Annotated in this window: 14 protein-coding genes; 7 read left to right on the top strand and 7 right to left on the bottom strand. The window is 33.7% G+C overall.

Annotated elements, in window-relative coordinates:
* Positions 1-194: 194 nt before the first annotated feature.
* From nirK to OLM54_RS01865, 3 genes are read left to right on the top strand one after another with little or no spacing between them, the layout of a single operon-like run.
* Positions 195-1,640 (top strand): copper-containing nitrite reductase, encoded by a 1,446-nt coding sequence (nirK, locus tag OLM54_RS01875; protein WP_264536919.1) that lies wholly within the window; start codon positions 195-197, stop codon positions 1,638-1,640.
* A 14-nt stretch (positions 1,641-1,654) separates the two neighbouring features.
* Positions 1,655-2,425 (top strand): formylglycine-generating enzyme family protein, encoded by a 771-nt coding sequence (locus OLM54_RS01870; RefSeq protein WP_264536918.1) that lies wholly within the window; start codon positions 1,655-1,657, stop codon positions 2,423-2,425.
* Between the two features lie 13 nt (positions 2,426-2,438).
* Complete coding sequence (locus tag OLM54_RS01865; protein WP_264536917.1) at positions 2,439-3,041, top strand: SCO family protein; 603 nt, start codon at positions 2,439-2,441, stop codon at positions 3,039-3,041.
* A 124-nt stretch (positions 3,042-3,165) separates the two neighbouring features.
* Here OLM54_RS01865 and ric read toward each other — a convergent pair whose 3' ends face one another.
* From ric to OLM54_RS01850, 3 genes are all read right to left on the bottom strand, one after another.
* A complete protein-coding gene (ric, locus tag OLM54_RS01860) occupies positions 3,166-3,897 on the bottom strand; it encodes an iron-sulfur cluster repair di-iron protein (RefSeq protein ID WP_264536916.1) in 732 nt (243 codons plus the stop codon).
* A gap of 115 nt (positions 3,898-4,012) precedes the next feature.
* Entirely contained in the window at positions 4,013-4,534 is a 522-nt protein-coding gene (gene azu, locus OLM54_RS01855) for an azurin (protein WP_264536915.1), read from the bottom strand.
* Positions 4,535-4,558: 24 nt separating this feature from the next.
* The gene (locus OLM54_RS01850; protein ID WP_264536914.1) at positions 4,559-5,008 is read right to left on the bottom strand and encodes an RrF2 family transcriptional regulator; all 450 of its coding nucleotides are present in this window, start codon (positions 5,006-5,008) and stop codon (positions 4,559-4,561) included.
* Between the two features lie 201 nt (positions 5,009-5,209).
* Between OLM54_RS01850 and OLM54_RS01845 the strand changes: the two genes are divergently transcribed.
* Both OLM54_RS01845 and OLM54_RS01840 read left to right on the top strand, forming a co-directional pair.
* Positions 5,210-5,992, top strand: coding sequence for an NYN domain-containing protein (locus OLM54_RS01845; protein ID WP_264536913.1), 783 nt, complete (start codon positions 5,210-5,212; stop codon positions 5,990-5,992).
* Positions 5,993-6,027: 35 nt separating this feature from the next.
* A complete protein-coding gene (locus tag OLM54_RS01840; RefSeq protein WP_264536912.1) occupies positions 6,028-7,542 on the top strand; it encodes an FMN-binding glutamate synthase family protein in 1,515 nt (504 codons plus the stop codon).
* Positions 7,543-7,617: 75 nt separating this feature from the next.
* On the opposite strand, the gene OLM54_RS01835 is transcribed toward OLM54_RS01840, so the two are convergent.
* From OLM54_RS01835 to OLM54_RS01820, 4 genes are all read right to left on the bottom strand, one after another.
* Positions 7,618-8,058, bottom strand: a complete 441-nt coding sequence (locus tag OLM54_RS01835) for a hypothetical protein (protein ID WP_264536911.1) — start codon at positions 8,056-8,058, stop codon at positions 7,618-7,620.
* Between the two features lie 216 nt (positions 8,059-8,274).
* Entirely contained in the window at positions 8,275-8,682 is a 408-nt protein-coding gene (locus OLM54_RS01830) for a hypothetical protein (RefSeq protein WP_264536910.1), read from the bottom strand.
* An 11-nt stretch (positions 8,683-8,693) separates the two neighbouring features.
* Positions 8,694-9,872, bottom strand: a complete 1,179-nt coding sequence (locus OLM54_RS01825; RefSeq protein ID WP_264536909.1) for a glycoside hydrolase family 88 protein — start codon at positions 9,870-9,872, stop codon at positions 8,694-8,696.
* Positions 9,873-10,200: 328 nt separating this feature from the next.
* Positions 10,201-11,949 carry an ABC transporter ATP-binding protein gene (locus OLM54_RS01820; protein ID WP_264536908.1) on the bottom strand — a complete coding sequence of 583 codons (1,749 nt, stop codon included), beginning with the start codon at positions 11,947-11,949 and terminating at the stop codon, positions 10,201-10,203.
* Positions 11,950-12,059: 110 nt separating this feature from the next.
* On the opposite strand from OLM54_RS01820, the gene OLM54_RS01815 reads away from it, so the two are divergent.
* Positions 12,060-12,638: a non-canonical purine NTP diphosphatase gene (locus OLM54_RS01815; protein WP_264536907.1), complete on the top strand. Its 579-nt coding sequence runs from the start codon at positions 12,060-12,062 to the stop codon at positions 12,636-12,638.
* Positions 12,639-12,842: 204 nt separating this feature from the next.
* On the top strand, positions 12,843-14,774 hold the full coding sequence (locus OLM54_RS01810) for a DEAD/DEAH box helicase (protein ID WP_264536906.1): 1,932 nt from the start codon (positions 12,843-12,845) through the stop codon (positions 14,772-14,774).
* Positions 14,775-14,785: the final 11 nt, after the last annotated feature.

The raw sequence follows: 14,785 nt of genomic DNA, 5'->3' as shown, positions 1-14,785 counted from the left end.
TACAAATTGAATTATATAGTTGAATAATTGTAAGCTTTCAGGCGCTTTTTGCAAGAATAGATTATTAAATTTAAAGATATATCAATTAAATTAACACAATCACTTGTAAGTATTACATGACTTTTATCATAATAAAAGACAAATTAGTCTTTTAAATTTACTTCAGATTTAAAACTAAAATTAAACCAATTGTTATGAAAAAGCTAAAAACAACTCTTCTTGTTACAAAACTCTTTTTTTTTGCCAGTGTTGTAATCTTGCTATCATCATGTAAAAAAAATGAAGAGTCCGTGGATTATACTACAATTAAAACTGACGGACAAATGGATGCTGAACTCACTGCTCCGCCAATGGTACCAAAACCAGTTGGTAACAGAACGGCTATGAAATTAAAAGTAAACATGGAGATTAAAGAACAGGAAGGTACAATGACAGATGGCGTAAAATATACGTACTGGACATTTGGGGGTTCTGTTCCCGGAAGTTTCATCAGAACCCGTGTAGGCGATGAAGTAGAATTTCATTTAAAAAACCATCCTGATAATAAACTGCCTCATAATATTGATTTACACGCCGTAACTGGTCCTGGTGGTGGCGCAACTTCTTCGCTTGTAGCGCCCGGTCACGAAAAAATCTTTAGCTTCAAGGTAATAAATCCGGGGCTGTACGTTTACCATTGTGCAACCGCTCCGGTTGGAATGCATATTGCTAACGGAATGTATGGTTTAATTTTAGTGGAACCAGAAGGAGGACTTCCTCCGGTCGACAAAGAATACTATGTAATGCAGGGTGATTTTTATACTCAGGGTGAATATGGAGCTAAAGGACTTCAGCCTTTTGATATGAATAAAGCAGTTAAAGAAACTCCTGATTATGTTGTTTTTAACGGAAAAGTGGGTTCGATGACAAACGGAAATGAACTTACCGCAAAAGTTGGCGAAACAGTTCGTTTGTTTGTTGGTAATGGCGGTCCAAATTTGGTTTCGTCGTTTCATGTTATTGGTGAAATCTTTGATAATGTGCATGTAGAAGGCGGTGCTCTTATCAATAAAAATGTTCAGACAACATTAATTCCGGCTGGTGGATCTGCAATTGTTGATTTTAAAGTAGAAACTCCCGGAAATTTCATTATAGTAGATCATTCTATTTTTAGAGCTTTTAATAAAGGTGCTTTAGGAATATTGAAAGTTGAAGGTGCTGAAAATAAAAACATTTATTCAGGAACTATTCAGGAAGGAATTTATTTGCCCGAAGGCGGAACGATTCAAAAAATGCCAGAAACTAAAACGGCGACAACAGTTACTCCAAAAAGATCTGTAGCCGATAAAATAAAAATTGGAAAAGAAATTTACGGAACAACCTGTTTTGCCTGTCATCAATCTAACGGAGAAGGTATTGCGAGCGCTTTCCCTCCGCTTGCAAAATCAGATTATCTAAATGCCGATTCTAAAAGAGCTATTAAAACAATTTTGCATGGTTTAAGCGGAGAAGTTACCGTAAATGGCAAAAAATTCAATAGCATAATGCCGGAACAAAATTTATCTGATGATGAAATTGCAAATGTTATGACCTATATCTATAACAGCTGGGGCAATAATAAAACAGAAGTTACTCCTGAAATGGTTAAGGCACAACGATAAACATAGAAAGTAACATGCAAAAAAGCATTTTAATTATTTTTCTTTTTCTGGTTCAGATTGAGTTCGTAAGAGCGCAGGAATCGAAAATGGTTCCAATAAAAGAGGGCTCTTTTGTCCCTCTTTACGGAACTGCCTCAAAAAATCCCGTAATTGTAAAATCCTTTTTTATAGATGTATATCCTGTTACAAATAATGAATATTTAAGTTTTATTCAAAAAAATACCAATTTTACTAAATCCAGAATAAAAGGGATTTTTGGCGATAAAAGCTATCTGCAATATTGGAAAAGTGATTTTGATTTTGGAAATGTAAATCCAAAATCACCCGTAACAAATATTTCATGGTTTGCTGCAAAAAAATATTGCGAATGTATAGGAAAACGCCTGCCAACAATGAATGAATGGGAATATGTGGCTATGGCCGATGAAAGAAAAACAGATGCCAGAACCAAGTCAGAATTTAATACATACATTTTGTCGTGGTATGAAAAATCAAAAACATATGAAAATTCAATTGGTAAAACCTTCAAAAATTACTGGGGAGTTTATGATATGCATGGATTAGTCTGGGAATGGACCGCTGATTTTAACAGCATTTTTTTATCCGGAGAATCCAGAAAAGACAAAAGTGAAGACAAAAATCTTTTTTGTGGCGGAGCATCCGTAAACGCAACTGATTTAATGGATTATGCCGCTTTTATGCGATATGCATTTAGAGGAAGCCTTAAAGCACAATATTCAACCCGAAATTTAGGATTTCGATGTGCCAGTACAACACAACTTTAATTCAAAACTTAAAATGAAACACAATATAATTACAATCTTTCTGTTTCTTGTGACATTGCAAAGTTGTAAAGATCATACGAAAGAAGAAATTCAAAAACCTTCGAAAAGTAAAGAAATTACAGATTTATCTATCTATAATTTACCATCACAATGGACAAATCAGGATGGAAAAAATATTGAGCTAAAAAGCCTGAAAGGAAATGTTCTGGTTATGGTCATGATTTATACTTCCTGCAAAGCCGCTTGCCCCAGATTAGTTGCCGATATGAGAAATATTGAAACCAAACTGGATAAACAAACCAAGGAAAACGTAAAACTTATTTTGGTAAGCATAGATCCTAAAACAGATACTCCTGAAAAATTAAAATCGTTTGCTATTGCCAATAAAATGAATCAGGATCCGTGGATTTTTTTACGTTCAACAGAAGAAAATACACGTGAATTTGCCGCCGTACTTGCCGTAAATTATAAAAAAATATCTCCGTTGGATTTTACGCATTCTAATATTATCAGTGTTTTTAATCCAGATGGTGAATTGGTATTTCAACAAGAAGGTTTGGGCGTAAACAATGAAAAAACAGTAACAGCAATAAACAATGAAGCTAATAAAATTTAAATTAGGCAGGTTTTTTTTAACAGATAGAAACATAGATTTTGTAAACTTAATTTCAACAAAAAACACCAATAATACGCAGCAATTTGCCATTTATCGGTGTTCTTCTCACTATTAAAATTTATTTTTATTCTACTTCAGGAAATTCTTTTTCTAAAATAACCGCTTTAGGAAACAAGATATTATTTTCAAGGTGAATGTGTTTGTGTAAATCCTCTTCAAACTCTTTCAACATCGCAAATGTTACTTTATAAGTTGTACATCCGTCACTTGGTGCGTTATAGTTATTCGTAAGTTTTGCAATTTCACTAAAACGATCTCCTTCGGTTTCATGCTCCTCCATCATCATCGCAATTGGATTTGATACAGTCCCAAAAGAAGGCTGAGATAAAATCCCGTTAGATTCTTTCGTTTTCACCATTCGTTTAATATAAGGAAACAGCATTAATTCTTCCTTTTTCATGTGTTGTGCTAATTCTCCCGCTCCTGCAATAAACAGTTCATTTATTTTAAACAATTCCGGATGTCCTCCCCCATGAACTTTGCATAATTTATCTAAAAACTGTACTAATATTGGTGATTTTTCCTCAACATAACGATGGTGTGTTTTTTCAATATAATCTACCATTAAATCTAATGGCCATGAATTAAAATCTATAGTATTATCATTTTCAGACTGCAAAACATCATATACATTTTGTATTAATACATCCGGGTCAATATCTTGCTTGTCACAAACTTCGGTAATAGTTCTGTTTCCTTTACAGCAAAAATCGATTTGATATTTTGTAAAAACTGCAGCCGTTCTAAAATCCTGAGCTACAAATGATCCAACTGTTTTATTCTTTAACTTTTCCATTTTTTCTTTTAATTATTTAATTAATTATCATTGATTTACAATAAAAGATAATTTTATCTTTTATTGATTCATTAAAAAACTCTAACCTATTAACAGTATTAGAGTTTAAAAGTTTTTATTCTACAATTAGAACACCTTTCATCATAGCAAAATGCCCTGGGAAAGTACATAAAAAGTTGTATGTTCCTTTTTTATCAATAGTAAATTCAATCGTATCTTCTTCGCCTCCACCCAATAATTTAGTATGCGCTATAATAGATGTTTTTTCAGATGTCGGAATATAATCTGTCTCTTTTGCATTCATTGCTTTGGTGGCAAAATCGGCTTCATCTGTACCTTCTTGCAAAATAACCAAGTTATGCCCCATAGCTTCTTTTGGTATTTTTCCAACGTGCTTTAAGGTTAATGTAATTGGCTGTCCCGCAGTTGCTCTCAATTCGTTTGTATTAAACTGCATTTGGTCGTTTCCTTCAATAACTAAAGTGTTACTTGCTTCTGCCGATTTTTCTCCTTCAGAATCTGTTGTATCATTTATTTCTGTTGATTCTTCGGTTGGTGCAGTTTCTTTTTTTCCACAAGAAGTTATGGCTAAAAATCCCATTAGCATAAGCATCGAAATGTTGATCTTTTTATTCATTATTAAGTATTTAAATTATAATTTTTATTCGCTTTTATTAAATATTTTAAGATGAAAATCTCCTGAATTAACCCCCAAAGCCAACTCTTCTAAAGTTGTATTGGTTAACATATCCAGAAGTAATTCTCTTATTTTTTTAAATTCATTATGAACCGGACAAGGATGTGTTTCAGAACATTCTTTTAAGCCAATTCCGCAGCCTTTATAAATTGCATTTCCGTCTATCGCGTCTACAATCTGAATGAGTTTTATCGATTTTATAGCTTTATTAGAAACCTCAAATCCACCGCCCACACCTTTGGCAGAAGCTATAATACCATTCCTGGTAAGAATCTGCATAATTTTTGCCGTAAATGGTTCTGGTGAATCGATTTCTTTCGCCACATCTTTTATTCCAACCCTAATTCCTTTTGAAGATTTAGTTGCAATAAAAATAGAAGCCCGAATGCCGTACTCGCACGCTTTTGAAAACATATAAAATGGATTAAATTCTTTACAAATATATTTAAATCAATATTAAAAGACAAATTTATCCTTAATTAATTTTAATAAAGAATATCTTATTTATAACCAAAATAATTTATTACTCTTAAAAGACTTATTTCTGTTCAACTCTATAAAAAACCAATTTTAGTTTTACCTTTGGAAGTATCTAATTTTTCTAACACGTAACTAATGCCTTTAAATAACTCAAAAGATTTAAAACTAGCCGTTCTTATTGATGCCGATAATGTTCCGTACAGCAACGTAAAAGGGATGATGGAAGAAATTGCAAAATTTGGAACACCAACCACAAAACGTATTTATGCAGATTGGACAAAGCCAAACTCAAATGGCTGGAAAGGCGTTTTACTAGAACATGCCATCACTCCTATTCAACAATACAGCTATACGGTTGGAAAAAACTCATCAGATTCTGCCTTAATTATCGATGCAATGGATTTACTTTATTCAGGAAAACTGGATGGTTTTTGCATTGTTTCAAGCGATAGCGATTTTACCCGTTTGGCAATTCGTCTTCGTGAATCCGGCATGAAAGTAATTGGTATTGGCGAAAAGAAAACGCCAAACTCTTTTATAGTTGCCTGCGACAGGTTTATTTATATTGAGGTTTTGGATGGCGCAATCCAGAAGAAAAAACCAAAAGTTACCGCAGCCACAGACGCTAAAAAACCTGTTGAAAAACCTGCCGAAAAAGCATTGCATAAAATCGACAAACAAACCATAGAACTTATCGAAGCTACCATTGAAGATATTGAAGATGATGATGGCTGGGCATTTCTTGGCGATGTTGGAAATTTAATTGTAAAGAAAAAACCCGAATTTGACCCAAGAAATTATGGTTTTTCTAAGCTTACGCCAATGCTAAAATCTTTAACTGATATTCTTGAAATTGATGAAAGAGAATCAGATAAAAAAGGCATTAAGCACGTTTACGTTCGATTACGCTTTAATTAATTATTACTTTATTACCCTTTTAAATTTTTGAAAACATGAGAAAAAAATTCTTTATCTACGGATTCTTATTGTTTCTAATTGTTGCAGCAACTTATTATTATACCAACCGAGGCTTTTTGCTTGTCATTATTTTGCCAATATTATTAGTCGTTGGTATTTATAATGCGATACAAACAAAACACGCCATTTTAAGAAACTTTCCTGTTTTGGGCTATTTCAGGTATTTATTTGAAATGATAGCGCCAGAAATTCAACAATATTTTATCGAAAGATCTACTGATGGAAAGCCTTTTTCAAGAAATCAGCGTTCATTAGTATATCAAAGAGCCAAAAACATTGATTCAAGTACGCCTTTTGGAACTCAGCTAAACTTAAATCATGATAGTTACGAAGGAATAAAACATTCTATTTTTCCGGCAAAAGTAAACGAAGAATTACCTCGTGTATTGGTTGGCGGAAAAGATTGCAAACAACCTTATCTCGCTTCTTTATTTAATGTTTCTGCCATGAGTTTTGGTTCGCTAAGCGAAAATGCAGTCCGTGCCATAAATATTGGTGCCAAAAAAGGAAATTTCTATCAAAATACAGGAGAAGGCGGTTTAACCGAATTTCATCTTGCGGGCGGTGGTGATATTACCTGGCAAATTGGAACAGGATATTTTGGATGCCGCGATGCCCAAGGAAATTTCAGTCCTGAAAAATTCTCTGAAAAGGCTAATCTTCCAAACGTAAAAATGATTGAGATTAAACTTTCTCAAGGTGCAAAACCAGGTCACGGAGGCGTGCTTCCGGCTGCTAAAAATACGGAGCAAATTGCTAAAATCAGAGGTGTTGAACCAAATAAAATGATTCTTTCTCCTCCTGGTCATGGCGCTTTTTCAGACAGTAAAGGGCTTATTCATTTTATTGCACAATTGCGTGAATTATCAAACGGAAAACCTGTTGGATTTAAATTGTGCATTGGTAATACAGGCGAATTTGAAGCTATTTGCCATGAAATGATTTCTGAAGATATTTATCCTGATTTTATAACAGTTGATGGCGCCGAAGGCGGAACAGGAGCTGCTCCTTTAGAATTTGCTGACGGTGTTGGAATGCCGTTTGAACCTGCTTTGATTTTTGTAAACAAAACACTGATCGGACTAAATATTCGCGATAAAATACGCATTATTGGCAGCGGGAAAATTATTTCGGGTTATTCTATTTTACATGCCGTTGCTTTAGGCGCAGATATGTGTAACAGTGCAAGAGGATTCATGTTTTCGCTAGGCTGTATTCAGGCGCTTCGTTGTCACAATAACGAATGCCCAACCGGTGTTGCAACTCAAAATAAAATGTTGATGAAAGGTTTGGTTGTCACCGATAAATCAGATCGTGTGTATCATTTTCATAAAAATACGCTTCACTCTGCCAATGAACTTCTTGCCGCAGCAGGAAAAACATCATTTGCAGATGTAGACATTAATATCTTTATGCGTGGCGATGAATTTGCCAATTTATCAGACAGTTATTTTCCTGATAATCTAACAAACGTTACCAAAAGAAATTAAATGAAAAAGCCTCTCTGAAATTACAAAGAGGCTTTTTTATTTTTTTTGCATAACTTATGTTTTTGGTATTTTGCATTAAAGTTTAGCAGTTTCTTTATTTCCAGAAGTACCGGTAGATTTATTTTCTAAAACTGCTAATTCTTCTTTATCAACTAATTGTTTGGCAAGAATAATATTATTATACGCTAAAAAGTACACATCAAAAGTTACTCCTTCTTCAATTAATTCTGTAGATATCTGATCGTTTTTAATCATTTCTTTAAGCAAAGCCGGAAAAGATTCTTTGTAGGCTAATTTGTTTGCATCGTTTTCTTCGAGATTTGTTTCAATTCTAATCTCAATTTTATTGTCGTTTAAAAATGCTTTAGCTGTTGTACTGGTAATGCCGCTGCCTTTAATTGAAGACGAAGTATTATAGTTACTGACATGTTCCTGTATTTTTTGCTTGGTATTTTTACAGCTCACCAACAAAAAAACAGTGATTAACACGAATGCGATTTGAGTAATTTTTTTCATAATTTTTTGGTTTTATGGTTAAATATTAACTCAAACATAGCAAAATTTACACAGAAAAACAATATCAATTACTAAAAAATAAAAATGTAATTGTTTGACTGCAAATAAATTACTACAAAATTAAAAGCCATAATTCACTTTTATACAGCTACAAAAAAGCCCTTTAAAAATATTTTAAAGGGCTTTACTATTTTAAAAAATACGATTTTAAATTGATTATTTTTTTATTAATTCCGGCATTGTTTCCGTATTAACAATCTCTTTTACGAACACCGTATTATCATCAGCCAAAAAATAAACATCAAACTGAACTCCTTCGTTTACTAATTCTTTTGGAATTTGATCTTTGTTTAGCATCTCTTTCAATACATCAGGAAATTTCTTTACAGCTTCCGACTTATTAGAATCGTTTTGCTTCAAATCGGTTTCAAATCGCAATTCGATTTTATTGTCATTAATGTAACCTCTTGCAGTTGTAAGTGTTACGTGATCACTCTTAAAATTTTTAGCATCAGCATTGTATGAAGCTACATATTCCTGAAGTTTTTGTTTCGTGTTTTTACAACTTAACAGTATTACTGCAAAAATAATAGCAAACAAGATTTGGCTTATTTTCTTCATCATAATCTTTAATTTTATTTTAGTTTTTGAAGTCTCAAAAGTGCTTCAAGATAATAATAATCTGCATAATTTATAGAACAATCAATTTCACTTCCGGCTGGTTTGTGCCCGGTTGAATGAAGTAAAAATGCCGAATTAACATCATGACTCTGATAATGGTCAGAAAGCGAAACGATCATTTTTTTAGATTTGGTAAGATATTCATTTTTCAGTGTTTTATCTTTTGTATACGAACTCAATTCAATTAATGCCGAAGATACAATTGCTGCTGCAGATGCATCTCTGGGTTCATTTGGAATGTTAGGCGCATTAAAATCCCAATACGGAACTAAATCGTCAGTTGTTAATCTGTCCAAATAAACACGCGCTATTTTATGAGCAAAATCTAAAAACTTAGGATCTTTTGTTTCTCTGTAAACCATTGTAAAACCATAAATTGCCCAAGCCTGACCTCTCGCCCACATACTATCGTCGCTATATCCTTGTGCAGTTCTTCCTTTTATCTTTTTGCCGGTTTCATAATCATAAATTATAACGTGATACGAACTGTAATCTGGTCTGAAATGATTATTCATTGTAGTTTCAGCATGTTTTACGGCAATATCATATAGCTTTTTGTTTCCTCCATTTTTAGATGCCCAAAAAAGCAATTCTAAATTCATCATATTATCGATGATTGTGTTATGACCGCCAAATTTATTATGAGGCCAAGACTGAATTGTTCCTACTTTTGGATTAAAAAGCGTAGCCAGCGTATCAGCAGTTTTCAAGATAATAGTTTTGTATGCCGGATTTTTGGTTAATCGATATCCGTTTCCAAAGCTATTAAAAACCTGAAATCCTAAATCATGATCATTTGCTTTGTTTACAGACAATGGTGTTAAAAACTGACTGAATTTATCGGCTTCTTTTTCCCATTTTTTATCTCCGGTTGCTTCATATAAATACCACAATTCTCCAGGCCAGAAACCACTCGTCCAATCTTTGTAATTTACAAACTTCCATTCTTTGCTTCCTAACGGAATAGTTCTTGGCGAAGTTCCATCATTCGGAATTACTTTTAAAGTTTCAGAAGCCTGATTCGCACAATATTCAAGCTGTTTTTTAATATTAAAGGATTTGTCTTTTTGAGAATAACCTATATTTCCTAGTAGAAACAAAGTCAAAATCAGCGTTGTAAATCTTGTATTCATGTGGTTATTTTTGATAGAGGTTTATAGAATTGATAAATTTATAAAATAAGTAGAACCAATCCGAATCTTTGTATTTTTGTTTACCTAAAAAAGTACTAAAACCAACCAAACTTAAAACTTGAAATCCTGTAAACCCGACAGGTTTTAAAAACCTGTCGGGTTTGGCGCAAACCTCGCAATCAAAATCGCCAATCTTGTCATTCTGAGGAACGAAGAATCTCCGTAAAAAACTCTACAAAGATTGGCGATTTTGCGTGCGGAGCTACTTGCTGAGATTCTTCGTTCCTCAGAATGACAAGATTGACGATTATATCTGCGTAGTAATCAATTACTCAAGCGTCTGCGTAATTTTATCAATATTTAAACTATTCGCCATTGCCGTAAATATCTCATAATACACTGATTTGTTATCATACAGTTCATCATGTGCACCTTGTTCTATACATCTTCCTTTTTCTAAAACAATAATATGTGATGCATCAATAATTTGAGAAATACTATGCGAAATAATAATCACTGTTCTGTCTTTTTTTATGGCGTCTAATGATTTCTTTATTTGCTCAGTCGCAATTGCATCGAGACTTGCCGTAGGTTCGTCTAAAAAAATAATGGGCGGATTTTTTAAAAACAACCTCGCAATTGCGATTCGTTGTTGTTGTCCGCCAGAAAGCAAATGCGCATCAGAATCGTATCCTTTAGGCAATTGCATCACTTGTTCATGAATATAAGCTTGTTTAGCCGCATCTATAACTTCTGATTTTGAAGCTTCGGGATTTCCGTAAAGAATATTCTCAGCAATTGTACCTTTAAAAATGTGGTTCTTCTGCAAAACCAATCCAATGTTTTTTCGCAGAAAATCAGTATTATAATCATTTAAATCAACTCCATCCAGATAAATTTTTCCGGAAGAAGGCAAATAAAACTTATCCAGCAAATTAATAATAGTACTTTTTCCGGCTCCGCTTAAACCCACCAAAGCAGTTGTTTCATTTGGTTTTATGGTAAAATTAATATCCGAAAGTGCTTTGGTTCCATTTGGATAAGCAAAATCAACATTTTTAACTTCAATTAAACCCACTATTTTTTCAGGAATATAATTCCCGCTGATTTCTTTTTCATTTTCAGATTCTAAAATATCGAAGAAACCTTCTGAATAAATTAAAGCATCATTTACTTCATCATAAATTCGGTGTAACTGCCTGATTGGAGACGAAACATTATTAAATAACATAATATGAAACATGATTGCACCAATCGTCATCGTATTATTCAAAACAAAATAAGCGGTAAGAATAATGATTATGACTACTCCTATTTGTTCTATAAATCCTTTAATACTTTCAAAAATGAAACTGGTTTTTCTGGTAGCCAATTGATTTTCGGTCATTTCAAACTGAATTTTCTGATGCCGATCTGCTTCCATTGGTTCGCGAACAAAAGATTTAATTACCGTTATGGATTCAATTAAACTTATGATCCCGTTATTCTTTGTTTCACGATAATTACGCATTCTTCGGCGAAAGCCACTTAATTTACTGGCTTGCAACTGACTGACATAAAAGTAAATTGGAATAATACATAAACTTACCAAACCAACATAAACATTGGCATAAAACATCAAGATCAAAGCCACAAAAGCATTAGCAAACAAGGGCAGAATATCAATAAAAAAGTTTTGTACCAATCGTGTTAAACTGCTGATTCCTAAATCGATTCTGGTTTGAAGTTTTCCACTTTCATTTTCGCCTGACGTGTAAAACTCCATTCTGTAGCTTAAAATTTTCTCTACGATTGTCTGCGAAATATCGCGGGTTATAAATATGCGTAGTTTTTCTCCATAAAATTTCTGTCCAAATTGCACGACTGAATAAATTAACTCTTTAGAAAGCAAAACAATACTTATAATGCCCAATAAATGAAATCCTTTTGATAATGGTTCATGCGCCACCATTAAATTACTGATTGTATCAACGGTATACTTTAATATTAAAGCATTTACCTGTGCTGCAAATGAACCTAAAAAAGTAAGTAATAAAGTTGCGATTACCATTTTTCGATACGGTTTCACAAAAGGCATTATTTTTTATAGAGTGCGGATATCTGCATTTATTTTATTTTTAGGCAACTTATCAAATATAAGAATTCTAAATTTGTGTTTGAAATATTCATACAACTAAACTCCTTATTATGCAACTTGTTTTCGCTTCAAACAATCAAAATAAAATTAAAGAAATTCAAAGTATCTTAAACGGATCGATACAATTATTAAGTCTTGAGGATATTGGCTGTCACGAAGATATTCCTGAAACTGCTGAAACTATTGAAGGAAACGCGATTTTGAAAGCCAATTATGTTACCGAAAAATATGATTATGATTGTTTTGCTGATGATACCGGTCTGGAAGTTATAGCTTTAAATGGTGAGCCGGGTGTTTACTCAGCAAGATATGCCGGCGAACAGCGTAATGCTGATGATAATATGAATAAACTTTTAGAAGCTTTATCAGATAAAGAAGATCGCAGCGCTCAATTCAAAACTGTTATAGCTTTAAACTTAAAAGGAAAACAACATCTTTTTACAGGAATTGCAAAAGGCGAAATTACTTTGAATAAAACCGGAAATCATGGTTTTGGATATGACCCGATATTTCAGCCTGAAAACTATAAGGAGACTTTTGCCGAATTATCTTCTGAAATTAAGAATAAAATCAGCCATCGTGCAAAAGCAACTCAGCAACTAATTGATTTTCTGAACTCCACAAAATAATTGTTCCAAATAAAACATTTTAAAGTCGAAATTTTAAATTTCACGACGAAATTTTTTGCTATTTTCTTCGATTCGCAGTAAAAATCATTTTACATTAAACATAACTTTTTGATAATCAAATCATAACAAATACATAATTCTTAAAATAGCATTAGTTTATCTGAATAATTAACAGTAATTTTGCACCCTATTTTAAAAATACATATGAATAAATTTGAACAATTAGGATTGAATGAATCGTTACTGAAGGCGATTTTAGATCTAGGATTTGAAAATCCGTCAGAGGTACAGGAAAAGGCGATTCCCCTATTATTGGAAAAAGACACAGATATGGTTGCGTTGGCTCAGACAGGGACAGGGAAAACGGCAGCTTTCGGTTTTCCGCTAATTCAAAAAATTGATGCTGACAACAGGAATACACAAGCATTAGTTTTATCGCCAACACGAGAACTTTGTTTACAGATTACCAACGAACTTAAAAACTACTCAAAATACGAGAAAGGTATTAATGTGGTAGCAGTTTACGGCGGGGCTAGTATTACAGAGCAAGCTAGGGACATTAAAAGAGGAGCACAAATTATTGTGGCAACTCCGGGAAGAATGCAAGACATGATTAACAGAGGTTTAGTAAACATTAAAAATATAGATTACTGTATTCTTGATGAGGCTGACGAAATGTTAAACATGGGATTTTATGAGGATATCGTATCTATTTTATCCGATACTCCAGATCAAAAAAGTACATGGTTGTTCTCTGCAACTATGCCACAAGAGGTTGCAAGAATTGCAAAACAATTCATGAGCGATCCTGTAGAAATTACTGTTGGAGCTAAGAACTCAGGTTCTGCAACAGTTTCTCACGAATTTTACTTAGTAAATGCACGTGATCGTTACGAAGCTTTAAAACGTTTAGCCGATGCAAATCCGGATATTTTCTCTGTGGTTTTCTGTCGTACTAAAAGAGATACACAAGCTGTAGCTGAAAAATTAATTGAAGATGGATACAGCGCTGCTGCATTGCACGGAGATTTATCTCAGGCGCAACGTGATGGTGTAATGAAATCTTTCCGTGGAAGACAAATTCAGATGCTTGTTGCTACTGACGTTGCTGCACGTGGTATTGACGTTGATAATATTACTCACGTAGTAAATTACCAGCTTCCTGACGAAATTGAAACTTACAATCACCGTTCAGGACGTACCGGTAGAGCCGGAAAATTAGGAACTTCTATTGTAATTGTTACAAAAAGTGAGTTGCGTAAAATTTCTTCTATCGAAAGAATCATCAAACAAAAGTTTGAAGAAAAAGCTATTCCATCAGGAATCGAAATTTGCGAAATTCAATTATTGCACTTAGCAAATAAAATTAAAGATACTGAGGTTGATCACGAAATTGACAACTATTTACCGGCAATCAACAATGTTCTTGAAGGTTTATCTAAAGAAGAATTGATTAAGAAAATGGTTTCAGTAGAATTTAACCGTTTCATTGCTTACTACAAAAAGAACAGAGATATTTCTAATCAGTCTTCAGGTTCTGAAAGACGCGAAAGAACTGATTCTGAACCAAGAGAATTTAATAATAACGGAGCAGTTCGTTATTTTGTAAACATTGGTTCAAGAGACAATTTCGACTGGATGACGCTAAAAGATTACTTGAAAGAAACATTAGACTTAGGTCGTGATGACGTTTTCAAAGTAGATGTAAAAGAAGGTTTTTCTTTCTTTAACACTGATCCTGAACACACTGATAAAGTAATGGAAGTATTAAACAACGTACAATTAGAAGGACGTCGTATTAATGTTGAAATTTCTAAAAATGATGGTGGCGGAAGACGTGACCATAATGGACGCAGCGGCGGTGGACGTTCTTCTGGAGGTCCAAGACGTGAAGGCGGAGGAAGCTTCGGTCCCAGACGTGAAGGTGGTTCTGGTGGCGGAGGTTTTAGAAGCGACAGAAACTCAGCTCCAAGAGAAGGTGGCGGTTTCAGAAGCGACAGAAGTTCATCTGCTCCAAAAAGAGAAGGTGGTTTTAGAAGCTCAACTCCAAGAACAGAAGGTGGTTCAGACAGAGCCCCAAGACGTTCTGAAAGCTTTGGTGATTCGCCAAGACCAAGAAGACCAAGAAGAGATTAATTCTCTTTGTT

It is taken from the genome of Flavobacterium sp. N1736 (assembly GCF_025947065.1).
GTDB lineage: Bacteria > Bacteroidota > Bacteroidia > Flavobacteriales > Flavobacteriaceae > Flavobacterium.
This window is presented reverse-complemented; position numbering and strand designations above follow the sequence as displayed.